This window comes from Erythrobacter longus, assembly GCF_000715015.1.
GTDB classification, from domain to species: Bacteria; Pseudomonadota; Alphaproteobacteria; order Sphingomonadales; family Sphingomonadaceae; genus Erythrobacter; species Erythrobacter longus.
Map to the genome: position 1 here is coordinate 1,140,853 of NZ_JMIW01000001.1, position 16,516 is coordinate 1,157,368.

The 16,516-nt window shown below is 56.3% G+C and carries 13 protein-coding genes, 1 tRNA gene and 1 pseudogene; 8 read left to right on the forward strand and 7 right to left on the reverse strand.

What is annotated here, in order from left to right; genetic code table 11:
- Nucleotides 1–87: 87 nt before the first annotated feature.
- Nucleotides 88–372 carry a hypothetical protein gene (locus EH31_RS05325; RefSeq protein WP_034958493.1) on the reverse strand — a complete coding sequence of 95 codons (285 nt, stop codon included), beginning with the start codon at nt 370–372 and terminating at the stop codon, nt 88–90.
- 99 nt (nt 373–471) lie between these two features.
- Here EH31_RS05325 and EH31_RS05330 point away from each other — a divergent pair, with 99 nt between their 5' ends.
- A complete protein-coding gene (locus tag EH31_RS05330; RefSeq protein WP_034958494.1) occupies nt 472–717 on the forward strand; it encodes a helix-turn-helix domain-containing protein in 246 nt (81 codons plus the stop codon).
- 124 nt (nt 718–841) lie between these two features.
- On the opposite strand, the gene EH31_RS17185 is transcribed toward EH31_RS05330, so the two are convergent.
- The 4 genes from EH31_RS17185 to EH31_RS05350 form a co-directional block, all read right to left on the reverse strand.
- A complete protein-coding gene (locus tag EH31_RS17185; protein ID WP_081853231.1) occupies nt 842–1,300 on the reverse strand; it encodes a terminase small subunit in 459 nt (152 codons plus the stop codon).
- Nucleotides 1,301–1,504: 204 nt separating this feature from the next.
- Nucleotides 1,505–2,380, reverse strand: coding sequence for an ROK family protein (locus EH31_RS05340; protein ID WP_034958495.1), 876 nt, complete (start codon nt 2,378–2,380; stop codon nt 1,505–1,507).
- Nucleotides 2,377–3,492: a glycoside hydrolase family 68 protein gene (locus tag EH31_RS05345; RefSeq protein ID WP_034958496.1), complete on the reverse strand. Its 1,116-nt coding sequence runs from the start codon at nt 3,490–3,492 to the stop codon at nt 2,377–2,379. The genes EH31_RS05340 and EH31_RS05345 overlap by 4 nt, the downstream gene beginning before the upstream one ends.
- Before the next feature lie 79 nt (nt 3,493–3,571).
- Nucleotides 3,572–6,025: a TonB-dependent receptor domain-containing protein gene (locus EH31_RS05350; RefSeq protein WP_034959084.1), complete on the reverse strand. Its 2,454-nt coding sequence runs from the start codon at nt 6,023–6,025 to the stop codon at nt 3,572–3,574.
- Nucleotides 6,026–6,195: 170 nt separating this feature from the next.
- On the opposite strand from EH31_RS05350, the gene EH31_RS05355 reads away from it, so the two are divergent.
- From EH31_RS05355 to EH31_RS16785, 5 genes and pseudogenes are all read left to right on the forward strand, one after another.
- The gene (locus tag EH31_RS05355; RefSeq protein WP_034959085.1) at nt 6,196–7,530 is read left to right on the forward strand and encodes an MFS transporter; all 1,335 of its coding nucleotides are present in this window, start codon (nt 6,196–6,198) and stop codon (nt 7,528–7,530) included.
- Between the two features lie 9 nt (nt 7,531–7,539).
- Nucleotides 7,540–8,577 carry a LacI family DNA-binding transcriptional regulator gene (locus EH31_RS05360; protein ID WP_034958497.1) on the forward strand — a complete coding sequence of 346 codons (1,038 nt, stop codon included), beginning with the start codon at nt 7,540–7,542 and terminating at the stop codon, nt 8,575–8,577.
- Nucleotides 8,578–8,814: 237 nt separating this feature from the next.
- Nucleotides 8,815–9,444 (forward strand): annotated as a pseudogene (locus EH31_RS05365) (tyrosine-type recombinase/integrase); the annotation flags it as partial.
- A 188-nt stretch (nt 9,445–9,632) separates the two neighbouring features.
- A complete protein-coding gene (locus tag EH31_RS16780) occupies nt 9,633–10,682 on the forward strand; it encodes a helix-turn-helix domain-containing protein (RefSeq protein WP_051698957.1) in 1,050 nt (349 codons plus the stop codon).
- A gap of 87 nt (nt 10,683–10,769) precedes the next feature.
- Nucleotides 10,770–12,506 (forward strand): serine hydrolase domain-containing protein, encoded by a 1,737-nt coding sequence (locus EH31_RS16785; RefSeq protein WP_051698958.1) that lies wholly within the window; start codon nt 10,770–10,772, stop codon nt 12,504–12,506.
- 501 nt (nt 12,507–13,007) lie between these two features.
- Here the strand turns inward: EH31_RS16785 and EH31_RS05380 are convergent.
- Nucleotides 13,008–13,098 (reverse strand) — tRNA-Ser (locus tag EH31_RS05380).
- 65 nt (nt 13,099–13,163) lie between these two features.
- Between EH31_RS05380 and EH31_RS05385 the strand changes: the two genes are divergently transcribed.
- Nucleotides 13,164–14,273, forward strand: coding sequence for a peptidylprolyl isomerase (locus EH31_RS05385; protein WP_034959090.1), 1,110 nt, complete (start codon nt 13,164–13,166; stop codon nt 14,271–14,273).
- Nucleotides 14,266–14,583: a DUF1905 domain-containing protein gene (locus EH31_RS05390; RefSeq protein WP_034958498.1), complete on the forward strand. Its 318-nt coding sequence runs from the start codon at nt 14,266–14,268 to the stop codon at nt 14,581–14,583. Before EH31_RS05385 ends, EH31_RS05390 begins: the two co-directional genes overlap by 8 nt.
- A 10-nt stretch (nt 14,584–14,593) precedes the next feature.
- Here the strand turns inward: EH31_RS05390 and EH31_RS05395 are convergent, their stop codons facing one another.
- Nucleotides 14,594–16,426 carry a methyl-accepting chemotaxis protein gene (locus tag EH31_RS05395; protein WP_051698959.1) on the reverse strand — a complete coding sequence of 611 codons (1,833 nt, stop codon included), beginning with the start codon at nt 16,424–16,426 and terminating at the stop codon, nt 14,594–14,596.
- Nucleotides 16,427–16,516: the final 90 nt, after the last annotated feature.

The following is a 16,516-nucleotide window of genomic DNA, read 5'->3' on the forward strand; positions in this document are numbered from 1 at the left end:
TCCGTCCTTCTGTCAGGGCGGGACTCTAATCCAATTTGGAGGAAAATCAGGGGGGCACGTCAAGCCGCTTCCACGCCCCTGTTGGCGCTATGGCTGAATGGTGTGCACCTCAGCCGATGAGACAATGATCGTCAGGATCGCGAAGGTCACCCAAGCCCAACGATTGACCCGAACGCCCATGAGGCTCCCAGTCTTTGCGAGGATGATCGTGTTGGTTAGCGTGATTGCTACGAGCAATGCAATGAACGCGCCGATAGCTGCTAGCCATCCATAAACTGTCCCTGCCCATACGCTAACTGCGATCACCGCAAACCAGTGCAGGTAGTGGTCTACGCGAACCCGTTCTGCATAACTCCTGAATTCTTCACCCATTTAACATCCCCTTAAACGGAACGCCAAAACAGCGCCGCGGCACAGCTTGTAGAGTATACTCCGTTGTGAAATACACAACACGTGTCAGCCATCGTGGTGATGGCACTACGTCAGATCTTCGCCGATAATCTTCGCTGCGCCCGTGTCGCAGCAGGCTTGTCGCAGGAAGAGCTAGCTGACGCCGCCGGCGTCGACAGGACCTACGTAAGCGCTTTAGAGCGGTCTAGGTATGCCGCCTCTCTGGACGTTATGGAACGTCTCGCAGCGGCCTTGAGAGTCACCCCTGCTTCTTTACTGGCGGAAGCAAGCGAGGTGTCGCTCCTCATGGATGACGGGCAAGAGTAGCGCAGGCCCCCGGGCGAAGTGAGAAAGCCAGAAAAGCGAGGGGGTCGGTAGGAGGGGGCGAGACCTATCGCTTGCGCTCAGGCGGCTAGCAAGATCGCAGCGACCCGCCTGTGAAAAGATGGGATCACTGGAGCGACGTCTGCTCGGACTCTGCGGCAGCAATTTTGCTGAAGGCTTTTCGCAGCCGGTCGGCAAGCATATTCCGCTTTTCATCCTCGCTGTAGCTGGCGAGATCAGTGCCGACCACTGGAGCAACCTCAGCTTTATTGGTGAACATCTTGAGGTGCTTACCCAACAGCTCAAAGCCTTTGAGCGCCTGCGCCGGATTGAACGCCTCACCCTCACCACGGCACCGCTCGATCGTGTCCTTGATCCCCTCTAGGACGTAGTCGGCGGTGATCTCGGTACGCTTGGTGCGCTGATCCATCGCGACCTCAATGGCGGCGGCGATTTCAGGTTTTTTTAGGTTTTCATGCCCAATCACGTGTGCTGTGCGCTTGCTGTAACCAGCACGAATGGCGGCCTGGGTGGCATTCAGGTCAACGAGATACTCGCGCACGAAGGCTTTTTGTTTGGGCGTCATAAAAGCTTCCTTCTTAGGGAGTCATCGTTAGATATTCTCTCAATTCGGCTGCAGCAGCAATAGCCGGCTAGAGATAAGCGTGGTTCGAGCCATTTCAAAGTAGTTGGTCCGTAGCCGGCCATACGCGGTCATTTTTACCGCGGTCCGCTTTGCGCCCCAGTTTCAGACATGAGATACTCAACGAAGAAACCTTAAAGGCGTGCATCAAACCAAGGGCGCGAGCATTAGAGCTCCTGCGAGCCCAGCATTTTGATCTAGGTCTGGTGAGACGATCTTGTGCTTCGACCCACCCGGAAAATATCGTGCGCCGAATTCCGATGCCTTTCGGTCCACACGCTCAAGCAAGCCACCCGTTCTCATGACGCCCCCGCCAAAAACGATGATCTCAACTGCCATCATGGCAATCAGCGAGTGCGCTAGCTGTGCCAGATAATCGGCGATGATTTCATGCGCGATGTGATCTGCCGGTAACTCGGAAAGCGACACTCCCCAACGCGCCTTGATTGCCGGACCGCTCGTCAGCCCTTCTAAGCAGTCGCCGTGGTGAGGGCATATTCCCTCGAACTCGCGATCATCCGCATGGCGGCGCGGGAAAATGTGGCCCATCTCTGGATGGGCGGCTCCGTGGACGGCTCGTCCGTCAAGCACGAGACCTCCACCAATCCCGGTGCCTACGGTGACATAGGCAAGCGATGATGCCCCTTTGCCTGCGCCGTGCTGATACTCAGCGAGCGCGGCTGCGTTCACGTCGGTATCAAAGCCGATCGGCACTCCAAAGCGGTCGGCAAAGTACCCCGCCACATCGCAGTTTTCCCAACCGGGTTTGGGCGTGTTGGTAATGTGACCCCAGAGCGGTGATGACCGATCAAGTTCGACAGGACCGAAGCTCGCAATTCCAAGCGCGTTGATCGATCCCTGCGCCTCAAACCACTCACTGGCCTGAGCCAGTGTTGTCGCCGGATCGCGCGTAGGAATCTCATGCCGTTCGATAATCTCAATCGGTGAATATCCCACCGCAAGCACGAATTTGGTTCCGCCAGCCTCGATACCACCCATTAGGAGTTTGCCTGCCGAGCTCATGCCTCAACCGTTTCCGCCAGTTCGCAGCGATCACCATCAATGGTAAGTTTCAGAAGTGGAGCGGGAACGCCGCCAAACAGTTTGTTGGCTTCGTCGGGATTGGTGGGAACAGGTTCTCCCTTCAGGCCGCGAAAATCGACGAAGCTGGAAACGAGAAGCTCACGCGTCACAAACCAGCTATAGCTTTGAAGGGGTTCTTCGTCAGGATTGGCAAGTACCAGACCCGATCCATTGAGTGGACGATAGTCACCGAATAAGCTGTCGGACACCATGCCATACAGGCCGTTAGGCGCATGGCTCAGCTCGGGTGCGAACGTCGAGCCCTGGGTCACCCAGAACGCGTAGTAGCAACCTTTGTGATAGACAACATGCGCCCGCTCGAGCTCATTATTGACGCCGTCAGCATGGATCAGCGGTGGCAACAGCTTCCATCCATCGTCGGTCTTTCGGGCGATGCCGACTGCGCCGTTGTAGTCGCTACGGGTACCGGCAAGAGAGGCCGTGAATATCAGATATTCCTGCCCGTCGGCAGGATCGCGGAAATAGGCGGGATCGCGGAATGCCTTGATCTTGCCTGCCTCCCCTTCATGCGCGTCTGCGAGCATATATTCCGGCGCAAGTTCGCTGATTGATGCGCGGGGCTCAGTCCACGAGTTTGGTAGCCCGTCTTTGCCGATAATCGCATGAGCCTCCACGAGGCGCTGTTGATAGCCACGTGGACGATGATTTGTCCCCGCCGCCGTAAAGTACAGGCTAACGCCTTCGCCATCGGTGACCGCAGAACCTGCCCATTCGCGTTCATAGTCTACAGTGAATTCAGGGAGCACATCGCCGAGATCGAACCATTTTCCTGCCCTGTGCTCGATCAGGCGAATTTTCGCCTCGAAATGGCGTAGGCTTGGATCGCCGCGATCAGGTGCGGACAAGGCCATCCATAGTTCGCGCCCATGGATTGATGCGACGCGGCCGTCCCGATCCTGTATCGGCCACATATCCCAATAGACGCGCCCCGTCTCGAGGGTGGTCGGATCTTCCTCTTTGATGAGTGGAATGCGCGGAATGCGTGAGGCTTTGATCTTGCGCACACAGTCAGCGGCCCAGGCGGTCGTCATGCCAACACCTTAAACAATTGGTTGGAAAAGATAAGGGCCGACCCACAGCGAGGTGTCTGGTCGGCCCTTATCCATTGCATCAGAAATCGAACCGTACCGACGCGGCGATCGTGCGGCCCGCGATAGAGCGAGCCCGGACGATACCGTTTGCCGGAATCGAACCTTCTTCTGCCTCGGTAAAGCCCTCGCTGTTGAACAGGTTGGTAGCATTGAGCGCCACTTCGACCCGGTCAACGGGACGAACTGCGAAAAATGCATTAACCTGCGCGTAGGCTGGCAGCTTCAGCTGGTTGCTGTCCTGCGTGAAGCTGTCCGTAGTACCGATCAGATTGGCGCCCGCTTTGAAGAAGCCGTCATCATATTGCGCCGTCGCCTGATAGACGAAGTCGGCTTGACGACGCGGCGTGTTTCCGATGATCGCTGCGTTGAGAGAGTCCTTGATTTCGGCATCGGTCCAAGTGGCACCAGCGCTCAAAGTGAACGGTCCGGTCGAATACGAACCCTCGAGCTCAATACCGTAGGCTTCGTAGTCGGTGTCTGTCAGAAGCAGAGGGGCGATTTCCACGTTCGTTTCGCTGGTTTCTGCATAGAAGCCGGTGGCGTAGATCGACAGCCCACTTGCCTGATACTTCAGGCCCATTTCAAGCTGATTGACATCGGCAATCACACCATCATCGCCGCCGGGCAAACCGCCATCGGTCCTGCTGACTGCGGGCGAGAACAGGCTCCGGTCGGCGGTGTGGCGTCCGCCCTGGCTGTACCGTGCGAAGATGCCCAGATCATCTGTCAGCAGATAATTGGCACCCAGCGACCATGAGAAATAGCCAAAGTCATAATTTACCGGGCTCGCATCCCCGAGTGGCAGGACAGAGGTCAGCGATTCAGCCGTGCTGATCGCACCGTCATTGTTGAAGTCAAAGTCTGTGACCGGACCATCGCCAGTGATCGTGCCGTTGGCATCGCCGTAATCATAGCGGATGCTGGCATCCACGGTCAGACGGTCAAACTCAAACGCAAGCGATGCAAAAGGTGCATAGGTGCTGTACTGCACATCGTAATTCCGGCGGCAGCAATTGCCGAAGAAGTTTGCGCCAAAGCCTACAACACCGTTGTCTGTTACGGTGTTGCCGCCTGCATCGACGATGTCGACCAGCACGGACTGGCCATCGCCCTGAACGGTCTGGACGTGAGCGGTCCAGAGCCAATCGGTGTACACGTCCTGACGCGACAAATAAAAGCCCGAGGTGAACGTTGCCGAGCCGCCACCAAAGTCGAAGTCCTTGGAGATGCGGAAATCGTTTGTGACGTTGTCGAGGCTGTTCAAGCGAACATTGAAGTTCACGATATTGGTGAGCAATCCATTGCCACCAATGTCAGCGGCATTGGCAACGCTGCCTGAGTTCGGGCCGGAAGCAAAAACAATGCTCGATCCTGCGCCGCCGATACCATCAGCGATATCTTGCGCCGCGCCCGCGCTGGCCGGGAAAGGTGAGACGAAGCTGCCCGAATTGTTGGCGTAACGGAAGCGGTTGGTCAGCGTCCAGCCTGAACCAACGTCAATTTCGGCCTCAACGCCAAATGCCTGTGATTCGACCGACAGGCCGTCTTGGAAATTGTAGGTCGTCGGGTTGTTGCCACCATCAAGGGTCGTGATGGTCGTGATGAATGGGCTGTAAAGCGAATCTGAACGCGGGTCGAAGCCGGCAATCGCATTGTAGTCCGGGTTACCATCCGTGCCGGTTACCGAAACAGGCTGAGGCAGGATTGTGGGCGTGCTGTCGTCAAGGAATTTGGCGTGGAAACGCACATAACCGCCGTCGAATTCCTTTGTGAGGTTGGCCTTGATCTGGCCGCCATCATAGCCGTTATAACCAATATCGCGCGGGCCTTCGCCGGTGCGATAGAAGCCGCCGACGTGGAAATAGAGATCGTCGGCGAGCGGTGCGCCATAATCGAAATCGACGCGGTAGGTTTCAAAGTCGACCCCCACAGTACCTTGAATTGCGCCACCTTCACGCTGGCCGGTCTTTGAAATGAAGTTGATCACACCGCCGGGGGCATTCGAAGCGAATGTGGAGGCAGAGCCACCGCGAACCGCCTCGACGCGCGCAACATTGCGGTCGGCGCGCAGGAAGTTGTCGGCGTTGCCAAAAATGATATCGCCAAACTCGAGAACGGGCAGTCCGTCTTCCTGAAGCTGGATGTAACGCGCACCGCCGGTTGAAACTGGCAAACCGCGCACAGCGATGTTGGCGTTGCCTTCGCCGCCCGAGGCTTCGGAACGGATGCCGGGGATTTGGCGGATAAGGTCAGCTGACGATGGAGGAGCAAGATCAGCGATTTGCTCTGCGCTGACCGCACTTACAGAAATCGAGCTCTCGAGGCGGTTCTGGCCGCGTGCAACGGCGGTAACGATGATCTCGTTACCTTCGTCGGCGGCTTCCTGAGAAGCGGTTCCCTGATCCTGTGCGAAAGCAGGCGTGGAAAAGGCACTTAGCGCAACGCCAAAGGCCAAAGCGTGACGGAACTTCATGGCAATACTCTCCTTTGTGCTCGCACCATTTTGCGCGATTCGCATTAATGCATAATCTTGTTGCAATCGATTGCAACAGCAAATTGCAAACGATTGCAATTGTGCGCAATCTATGTCACGAAAATGCCATAACGCCGGTAACAAAACGGCGAGTGAGAGGATTTGAGATTATGCAAACCGCCGTAAAGCCTCGGCTTTCGCTGCTGCGAATCATCGAAATGAACATCGGTTTCTTCGGCCTGCAATTCAGTTTCGGCCTGCAACAAGCCAATATGGGACCGATCTACGGATTTCTCGGGGCGGATGAAGCAACCATGCCGCTCCTATGGCTTGCAGGCCCCATGACCGGCCTGATCATCCAGCCGATTGTCGGTGCCATGAGTGATCGCACCAACACGCGTTTCGGACGGCGGACACCCTACTTCCTGATCGGCGCGATCATCTGCACGATCAGCCTGTTCTTTATGCCCTATTCCTCGACGCTCTGGATGGCTGCCTCGCTGCTTTGGATTCTGGATGCTGGCAATAACATCACCATGGAGCCCTATCGCGCTTATGTCGCAGACCGGCTTGTGCCAAACCAAAGATCGATCGGCTTTCTCACGCAAAGTGCTTTTACAGGCCTCGCGCAAACCCTGTCCTATCTTGCGCCCACTTTGCTGACGGCCTTTGTTGCGCAAGACGTGCTGGACGATAACGGCATTCCCGTCATCGTTCGCATCGCCTTTATCATCGGCGCGATCCTCTCGATCTCGACGATAGTCTGGTCGGTCTGGCGCGTTCCCGAATTGCCAATGACCGAAGATGAGAAGGCGGTTCTTGAGCAGAAACCGCTAACCGCAAAGGACACGTTTGCGGAAATCGTTGATGCCATCCGCGACATGCCAAAGCCGATGCGCCAACTCGCGCTCGCCATGCTGTGCCAATGGTATGCCATGTTCGCCTACTGGCAGTACATCACGTTCGCGGTGGGGCGTTCAATCTACGATACGTCCGACCCGTCCAGCGCGGCATTCCGCGAAGCGACGCTGACCACGCAGCAGGCGGGCGCTCTATACAACTTTATTGCCTTCGTCGGGGCGTTGTTGCTGATCCCGATCGTGGCGAAGCTTGGCGCGCGATCTGTCCATGCGGTGTGCCTGACCGCCTCGGGAATTGCGATGCTGCTCATTCCCGGAGTGGAGACTGCACCGGCCCTTTTCGCGCTCATGCTCGGCATTGGCATTGGCTGGGCCGGAATGATGGGGAACACCTATGTAATGCTGGCCGATTCAATTCCGGCGGAACGCAATGGAATTTACATGGGCATCTTCAACATGTTCATTGTTATTCCCATGCTGTTCCAGACATTGACTATGCCGCTGATTTACAATCCAGTGCTAGGCGGTGATCCTCGCAATGTCTTGATGCTGGGCGGAGCGTTGATGATCGTAGGCGCGATCGCGACCCTCTTTGTCGATGCAGGGCATAGAGTTCCGCGTGAACAAAAGGCGCTCGCGAGCTAAGGGGTATTGATGGCTGACACAGACGTTCAAAATGGCGCAGAAAGCGCGGCCAAAGTTCGCACTCTTGCGGACCTTGCCAGAATTGCAGGCGTCTCGGCGGGGACTGTTTCGCGGGCGCTAGCGGGCAACAGTCTGGTCAATACGAAAACGCGTGAGAAGATCGAGGCCATCGCGCGCGAGCACGGTTTCCGCCCAAACCAAATGGCAAGCAAACTTCGCAGGCAGAAAACGGGCGTTATTGGCGTGGCAATCCCGCTCGGCCATGATGTGAGGCAACAGATCTCGGATACCTTCTTCATGACCCTGCTAGGCTATCTGGCAGACGAGCTGACCGAAAAAGGGTATGACCTCATGCTGAGGCGTGTCATCCCCGCTCAGGACGAAGACTGGCTGGACCGATTTATCGGATCAGGCATGGTCGACGGTGTGATCGTGATTGGCCAGTCCGACCAGTTTGAGCGAATTGAGGATGTGGCCGATGGCTATCTACCAATGGTCGTCTGGGGGAACCACCAAGAGGGCCAGCGACATTGCGTTGTCGGTTCCAACAACCGTTTAGGGGGGAAGCTCGCCGCCGAAAGGCTTATCGCGTCGGGAGCTAAAAGCCTCGCATTCTTGGGCGACACTCAGCCAATAGAGTTCGCCGCGCGCTACGCTGGTGCAAAAGAGGTCGCCGCCAAAATGGGTGTAGCGATCCGCCCCCTTCCGACGCACTTGTCGCCCGAGCGGACCGGCGAAGAAATCGCCAAGCATTTGCGAGAGATCGAAGGCAAGGTCGACGGCATCTTTGCCGCAACCGACACAATCGCCGTCACCTGCCTTAAAGAACTTCGGGAACGTGGCATGGAAGTGCCAGGCCAGATTAAGATAGTCGGCTTCGACGATCTTCCAATCTCAAGTCAGACTATGCCCCCGCTCACAACAGTCAGGCAAGATATCGCTGCCGGTGCAAAAGGGCTTGTGGACTTGTTGCTGCGCCGCTTGGAGGGAGAAGACACAGAAAGTCTGGTTCTTCCCCCGCATCTGGTCCTTCGCGAAACCGCTTGAGAAGTTCTAGCACGGCGAAGTGGTTGCCAGCGGGGCCTATCATTCCGGTGTTTTAGTCCGATTACTCCTTGGGTGACCCGCAAAACGAACGTTCCGCTTTTGGGCAGCAAGCCGAATGTCCGCTATCCGCGCCTTGTCTGCCAATACCTGACTGACCGCTACCGGCCCAAATTTCTCCCAAATTTTACCTTCTTCGGGCCCTCTTCCGTCGGCCAATGAAGGCCGAGGAGAAAATCAATGGGATACTCACAATATGATCCGATGACGCAGCGGCGAGTTGCTTGGAACGCAGGCAAGAATGTAGGAACGAAACGCCTGCTCACGCAGAAGCAGATATGGGCGTTCCGTTTCCACCTCGATCGCGAGGGACGATTGCGGGACAAGGCTCTGTTTGACCTGGCTATCGATAGCAAGTTGCGAGGTTGTGACCTGGTCAAGATCAGGATCGGTGATGTTATGGCTGGACCCGATATCCACACTCGAGCAATTGTCATCCAGCAGAAGACCAATCGCCCGGTTCAATTCGACCTGACTGCCGATGTGCGCGCGACACTTCTTCCGTGGCTGGAGCGCCGCGGCGGATCAACTGGCGAGTACCTGTTCCCAAGCCGGATCGATCCGAACGGTCATATGAGCACGCGACAGTACGCTCGTCTGGTCGACGAATGGGTAACAGCGAGCGGGCTACGCAAAGCTGAATATGGGACACACTCCCTTCGCCGGACGAAGCCAGCGATGATTTATAGCGCCACAGGTAACATCCGTGCAATCCAAATCCTGCTCGGCCACACCAAGATCGTAAATACAGTTCGGTATCTCGGTGTCGATGTGGGAGGTGCGCTGCTTTTGGCAGAGCGAACCGAAATAGGATCGCACCTGCGGTCGGCCAGCATCGGTGGTCGACCGCTTTTGGCATGCGCAAAGGGCGATGCTCAGGACGAGAATTGGGGTAGAAAGCGGACTTTGCTGTCATAACTGTCGGTGATCCGAAATTCTGGCGGCCTAAAAATGTACTGCTTGCGAAATAGGGCGCGGTCGAACACATACATGCGGGCATGGATTTGATCGTTCCCACTGCGGCGATGCTCGCTACCTTCATGGCTATCTTGCTTGGCGCGTTCTTGCTGCTCGTGCCCTCGGCTATTGGGCTTGCCAACTCTTTGCTTGCGCTATTTCTGTTTATCACGGCGATCGATATCAGCGGCTGGTTCATGTCCAGTTGGTGGGACGCTCATCCGGAGATCAGCAGTTTCCGCCCGGTTGCCGCGATGCTGCAAATGCCATTCTATACCGGTTTCATTTGGTTCAGCTGCTTCCAGCGGAGGTCCTTGCGAGCCCAAGATGCCCTGCATTTTTCACCTGCGGTCTTGATCCTGGTTTTCGTCGTACGAGGGGAAGATATCCCTTTCCTGAGCTTCTTGTTTGAAGCGCAATACGCGATCTATATCGGCGCGGCTATCTACGCTCTTTGGCGGGTTCGTCAGGTAATGAAAGCTCACTTTGTCGGACAATCGGCGAGCTGGCGTTGGCTGGCCTTGCTCGTCGCGTCTTCTCTCATCGCGCATGGCCTGTTTGTGGTTCGCACCTTGTTTGCGGCTTCCTTTCCCGCAGGTATTGCGATGACGCTGCAGATGATTGCGGCACTCCTCGTCCTTGCGATTACCGTGGCGATTGCTTTCCAAGCCTTGCTGTCACCGCAGATCTTTCGCGCAGCGGACAGGCTGCTTGTTTCTGCGGCCAAGGAAATTGATGACTGCGGCACTGACGAAAGTTCTGCCAACCATCGGCATCTGACTGCATTCATGGAGCAACAGCGGCCCTATCTCGACCCCGATATGTCGATATCAAGGCTGGCCCGCCGCAGTGGGATTGCAGCCAAGGACCTCTCCGCGATTATCAATCAGCGACATGGCTTGCACTTCTTCGATTTCCTTAACCGCTACCGCATCGAACATGCGCAAGGTTTGCTGACCGAAAGCGACCTAAGCGTGACCGAGATTCTCTACGCATCAGGCTTCAACGCAAAGTCATCATTTAACACTGCGTTTAACAAACATGTGGGGATGACTCCGTCGGCTTATCGCAAAAACCTCCGCAGAGAATAGGTTCGACTTCGCGTAATCGGACGCATGGTCAGGTCTTTGTAGGCATTTTGGCAGTCTCCAACCGATGAACCATAAGGGCTTGCCAATATGATCCATTACCTTGCGTTCGCCTCCTCCCTGCTCTGCATACTTGCAGCAGGATTGTTGGCCGCATCGCCTGCTCAGGCCAGTGATCCTGATTGGGAGGCGCTCGACCGATTGATCGATAGTCATCAACAACGCAGCGAACCGGGTATCAGCGTCGCGGTATCGGTCGGTGGACAGCTGGTTTATGAACGCTGGGCGGGTCAGGCGGACCTTGAGCGCGGCGTACCCATTGGTGCGGATACGCGGTTCCACATCGGCTCAATTAGCAAGCAATTCACGGCATTCGCGATCATGCTGCTGGCTCAGGAAGGCAAGCTCTCGCTCGATCAGGATGTGCGCGACTTTATCCCTGAGTTGGAAAAGCGCTCCGCGCCTGTGACGATCCGGCATTTGCTGAACCACACCAGCGGACTGCGCGAAGAGAACGGCCTGCTACTACTGATCGGGCAAACAGAAGCGACGCCGACCACGGCAGATCAAGCGCTCGATCTGTTTGTTCGTCAGCGTGGAGGCAATTTCAACGCCGGAGAACGTCAGGAATATAGCAACACTGGGTATCAATTGCTCGCTGAAGTGACCGCCCGAGTATCAGGCCAACCCTTTGACGAGTTCATGCAATCCCGGGTTTTTGGGCCGCTCGGTATGACGCACAGTTTCGTGCGCTCAGATCCCCGTCAGATCATAGACAATGTCGCAGTGAGCTATGACCCAGCGGGGGCTGGCTTTGCCAACGCACCTCTTTTGTCGGCCACATATGGCTCGACCGGCATCGTTTCCCATCCGCGCGATCTGCTGCGCTGGGCACATGCTTTGAATTCTGGCGAGATTGGCGGGTCCGATGTGAGCGGCGCAGTCGCCGCGATGGCATCTCGCTCTACTCTTCCCGGTGGTCGCCGATTAATCGCCACCAACGGCCAAGAATATCGTAATTTTCGCGGGCTCGACACATGGTCGCATGGCGGGAGTACAGGTGGCTTCAGAAGCTTCCTTCTGCGTGTGACTGACGAGCAGCCAGATAAACAGGTCGCCATCGCGGTGATTGGCAACCGTAGCGATTTCCTGAAAGCGGCCTTTGCTTTCGATGTGGCCGAGATCGTGCTCGCGGATAGGCTGGAGGCCGAGGAGATAGCAGAATTTGTCCCTGAGACAGGTAAGCAACTTGACCGATATGTCGGCGATTACCGCCTGTTTGCCGGGGTTGTTTTCTCGCTGCGCCGCGACGGTGACGCGCTGACCTTTGCGACATTCGGCGAAGAGGGGACGCCGTTGCCGCAGATTGGCAAAGGGGTGTTCATGCTCAACCCATCGAGGGACTTGCGGCTGGAATTTCACGACTTTTCTAAGTGGCCATCAGGAGCTGAGCGTGCGACTGAAATGCGGTGGCAGGTGAGCGAAGATGGCTACATCCCCGCACCGCGCCTCGCAATGCAGCCAGTACCGCACGAATCGCTCAACACAGATGAACTGGTCGGCACCTATTACAGCGACACTCTGCAACAGACGCTCACACTATACGCTCAGGACGGAAAACTTTGGCTGCGCACTGGCGATGCCAAACACATCCCATTTACTAGGTATCAACGTGACACTTTCCGGCCTGATGCGGAAACAGGGTTCCAGCGATTGAGATTTATGCGAGATGGGAGCGAGGCAGTCGAGGGCCTGCTTGTGTCAGCACCTTTGGCCAACGATATTGAATATCGGAGAATTGGCGGGAACAGTGTTACCAGACCGTGAAGCCGCCAAGGTCGATGGTGATCGCAAATTGACCTAGTCACACCGATGCCGCGGTAAGACACTGTCACAACAAATGCACCCGATCTAAGATTGAAGGAGTGCTAGCATAGCTCCGGCAACCTTTGCCCGATCAACTATGTCGGCAATTCGGTCGTTAGCTGAAAGGCAGCTTTTCGTATCGCGCTATTTCAAACCGGACATTCTGCAATCGGCCCAATTCATGCCGCAGAGTGCTAGCTGCAATTTCTCCTGCTAAATCCGCAACTCGACGATGATCATATGCTGAAATTGGCAGGTGTAGCCCAGTCTTGTCGCTTTATCCGTCGGCTTCGGAGAGATCATTACGCGGATTGGTGAGTGCGCCGCGCGCCGGCCCCAAGGTAAATCCTCCACGAATCCCGGCGCAACGGCGCCTGCAGAGTCAAGCGCCACCCCTTTCGAGGAGCGGTTATGGTAACCTTTGGGAAGATCGCTAAATTACCTAAATATATCAGCGCAAAATGGCGGAGACGGTGGGATTCGAACCCACGATACGGGGTTACCGTATACACACTTTCCAGGCGTGCGCCTTCGACCACTCGGCCACGTCTCCGTTGGGAAAGCCCCCTAAACGCAGCGGGCTTGAGGTGCAAGCGCTGTAATGTCATGAAAGTCCCGATGAAACACACTCTTGCCCCAGCCGCCGCTTTGATCGCTCTTGCATCGCCCGTTTTTGCACCGCTTTCAGCGCAAGAAGAGGCAGCAACTGCCCCTTCCCCCAATGAGATCGTGGACGCCGCGCCGGATAGCGAATGGGTCGCGATACCGGCTGAAGATTTGCTGGTGATGACGCTGGCTCCTGATCGTGACGGGAAGAGCCGCGAAGTCGTGATCCAGTTGATGCCAGCACCCTTTAGCCAAGGCTGGGTGGAGAACATCCGCACTCTCGCTCGCGCCAAATGGTATGACGGGATTTCCGTCAACCGCGTGCAGGACAATTACGTCGTCCAATGGGGCGATCCGGGACATGATAATCCTGAGGGTGATGATGTGGAGACCAAGCCTCTGCCTGACGGGCTGAATGTGATGGGGGAGGATGATTATGTTGTCGACGCCACCACATTAGGGGCATTGGCTGACGAGAAGCGACGTAATAGCCCTAGAGATGCCAGCGGGCGATATCTTCCGCTTTACGAGGAACGCGAACGCATCGCCGCCATTTCGATCGAATCCACAAAGACAGCATCTGCCCCTCAGGGTTGGCACCAAAGGGATTCATATACTGCCTTTGTCGAAATGTTCGAAGGGTGGCCAATAGGTACTGACAACTACGAACAGCCTCTCTCGTTCGCACCCATCCACTGCTACGGCATGGTTGGCGTTGGCCGGAACTACTCCCCCGACACAGGCTCCGGCGCGGAACTCTACACCGTCATCGGCCATGCGCCTCGGCACCTTGATCGCAATATTGCGCTCGCAGGCAGGATTATCAGCGGGATGGAGCATCTCTCCTCCCTTCCGCGTGGTTCAGGCGTCTTGGGTTTCTACACCGAGGAAGAGGCCGACAAGCGCACTCCGATCCTTTCGATCCGCGTTGCCTCCGACCTTCCCGAAGCCGAGCGCCCCGCATTCGAGTATCTCTCGACCGAGACCGAAACCTTCGCCCGCTATGCCGAGGCACGCGCCAATCGCCGCGATCCGTTCTTCATCGTGCCAGCAGGGGGCGCTGATATCTGCAATATGCCAGTGCCCGTTCGCCCCGTTTCAAACACCGTTAGCAATGAGTGACACCATCACCGCCACCCTTCCCTTGCGCCGCTGGCAGGGGGGGAAGGCGACGTATCACCTTGTGAGTTTTACCGGTGATGAGGCAGAGGCGCTTGCAGGGCACGCCTTGCTGCAAAAATTGGAGTTTGGAAGGCAGCGCGGCTTTGGTTCGGTCAAGGTTACAGCGGCCATTGGCGACACGACATGGAAAACATCCGTCTTTCCCCAAGACAAGCAAACGACATGGATATTGCTGGTCAGCAAGAAAGTGATGAAGGCGCAAAACCTTGCCCCCGGTGACCAAATCGCAGTGAGCGTGTCGCCGGTCTAACTGGGCAGCTTTAGGCAGCCTGATTGTCTGCTTCTAGCTCACGCGCAGAACGGCGCACATCGGCAATAAACTTACCTGCTTTGTCGCGCAGATCATTTGCGTGATTGCCAAGCGCATTGGCGCTTGCCACCACATCGCTAGCCGCAACGCCGGTTTCCTCGCTCGCCTCGCGAAGGGCAAGAAGGCGTTCACTCACCTGACGCGACCCTTCGGCAACCGTGTCGATATTGCGCGCAAGTTCTTCGCCCGAAACGGACTGTTGATCAACAGCGGTCGCGATCACAACGGCGACTTTTTCAAGCTCGCCAATCTGGTGATAAATCGAGTTAAGGTCACGGGCGCTAGACCGCGTGGAATCCTGCATTGATGTGATCTTTTCAGCCACGGAGCTTGTCGCAGCCGATGTTTGCATCGCGAGCTCTTTCACTTCGCTTGCCACCACAGCAAAGCCGCGCCCCGCCTCGCCGCCTCGTGCCGCCTCAATCGATGCGTTCAAAGCGAGCAGATTGGTGCGCTGGGCGATGGTTTGGATAAGCCCTGCGATCTCGCCGATTTCTTCGGCCGCGCCTGACAAATCATCCATGCGGGTATTGGCGCTTGCTACAAGGCTTGTCGCATCGCGCGCAAGGGTCGCCGAAGCGGTCGCTTGCTGGCTAATCTCGTGGATTGAAAGCGCAAATTCATCCGTCGCAGCAGCGGCCGCTGTCACATTGGTTGAAGCATTTTTCATCGCCGCGCTGGCATCATCTGCCTGATCATTTGACCCTTCTGCGACTTCGACCATGTGCGATGATGTGGCTTTCAACTGCTCTGCCGCCGCAGAGACCGAGGTGATGAGCTCGCCGACTGACACCTCGAAGCCGTTCGCCAGATTTTCGAGAAGCAGGCCCTTTTCACGCTTCAGCTCGCGCATTTCCTCAGCCAGCATCTTTTGCCGCCTGAGTTGATCTTCAATCTCGTTGGCGCGCTTTTCGCTCAGTTCGCTAAATTCCAATGAGGAACGCCGAAGCACTTCCAGAGCCCGCGCCATACCGCCAATTTCATCGCTGCATTCGCGGCTGGGAATTTCAACAGAAGGGTCGCCGGAAACGATCTTTTTCATCGCGCGGGTAAGCCCGGTGATCTTTCCAGACACGTTTGCAGCGATATAGCGCGCCCCGAAAATTGAGAGGATGACGCACACCGTACTTACGAGGGCGAGAGCAAGCAGAAAGGCTGAAATGTCTGCAAATAGCGAGGAGGTGCTTTCCTTGAGCCGCCCTTTCAGAAACGAAGTGAATGCCTGCAGCTGCGTTCTTGTTTCCACCACAGCGCCGCGGATTTGGGCCAATTGCTGAGGTTCTGTGCCCGATCCACCAATCTTACGATCCAAGGCACTGACGTCGTCGCGAAGGTCCATGTACGTGTCGGCATAGTCATCCGGAAGCCATCCTCCGGATGCCACCATCGGTTCATCAAGCAAGCCAGATGCTCGGACTATCGCTTCGTGAGACTGAGAATGCGCCGCATCACGCTCTGCTTGCGACTGCGCGTTTTGTGCGACCTCAAGAGCTTCGCTTGCCTCGTATAATGCGACTACCGCATTGTTGCTGCGCGCTTCTACAGCGTTAGAGATCGAATGGTCTTTGCCAGATTGCGTGAAAAACCATGCAGCCATCAAAACGATGCAGACCAGACAAGCCAGAACGACCGTATTGCCAAGGACACCTATCCTGAGCTTTTGTTCAACCGACCACCGATCAAGCCATTTGGCGCTGCGCTCAACACCGTCGTGATTTGGTGCGCTGGTCTCCAAAGGGTTCGAAGACAGGTCAGGCTCAAAATTATGTTCCAGCGAGGTCACAGCCCCATTTCCCCTTTTATGCGACAGTCCGCGACCAGACCGACACTTCTTGAGGGGGTTTACGCAGAAGGCCTTAAGGTATCGTAAACC

Coding starts and splice junctions, on each gene's coding strand:
- EH31_RS05325 (WP_034958493.1), bottom strand. CDS start 372: ATGGGTGAAGAATTCAGGAGTTATGCAGAACGGGTTCGCGTAGACCAC.
- EH31_RS05330 (WP_034958494.1), top strand. CDS start 472: ATGGCACTACGTCAGATCTTCGCCGATAATCTTCGCTGCGCCCGTGTC.
- EH31_RS17185 (WP_081853231.1), bottom strand. CDS start 1,300: ATGACGCCCAAACAAAAAGCCTTCGTGCGCGAGTATCTCGTTGACCTG.
- EH31_RS05340 (WP_034958495.1), bottom strand. CDS start 2,380: ATGAGCTCGGCAGGCAAACTCCTAATGGGTGGTATCGAGGCTGGCGGA.
- EH31_RS05345 (WP_034958496.1), bottom strand. CDS start 3,492: ATGACGACCGCCTGGGCCGCTGACTGTGTGCGCAAGATCAAAGCCTCA.
- EH31_RS05350 (WP_034959084.1), bottom strand. CDS start 6,025: ATGAAGTTCCGTCACGCTTTGGCCTTTGGCGTTGCGCTAAGTGCCTTT.
- EH31_RS05355 (WP_034959085.1), top strand. CDS start 6,196: ATGCAAACCGCCGTAAAGCCTCGGCTTTCGCTGCTGCGAATCATCGAA.
- EH31_RS05360 (WP_034958497.1), top strand. CDS start 7,540: ATGGCTGACACAGACGTTCAAAATGGCGCAGAAAGCGCGGCCAAAGTT.
- EH31_RS16780 (WP_051698957.1), top strand. CDS start 9,633: ATGGATTTGATCGTTCCCACTGCGGCGATGCTCGCTACCTTCATGGCT.
- EH31_RS16785 (WP_051698958.1), top strand. CDS start 10,770: ATGATCCATTACCTTGCGTTCGCCTCCTCCCTGCTCTGCATACTTGCA.
- EH31_RS05385 (WP_034959090.1), top strand. CDS start 13,164: ATGAAACACACTCTTGCCCCAGCCGCCGCTTTGATCGCTCTTGCATCG.
- EH31_RS05390 (WP_034958498.1), top strand. CDS start 14,266: ATGAGTGACACCATCACCGCCACCCTTCCCTTGCGCCGCTGGCAGGGG.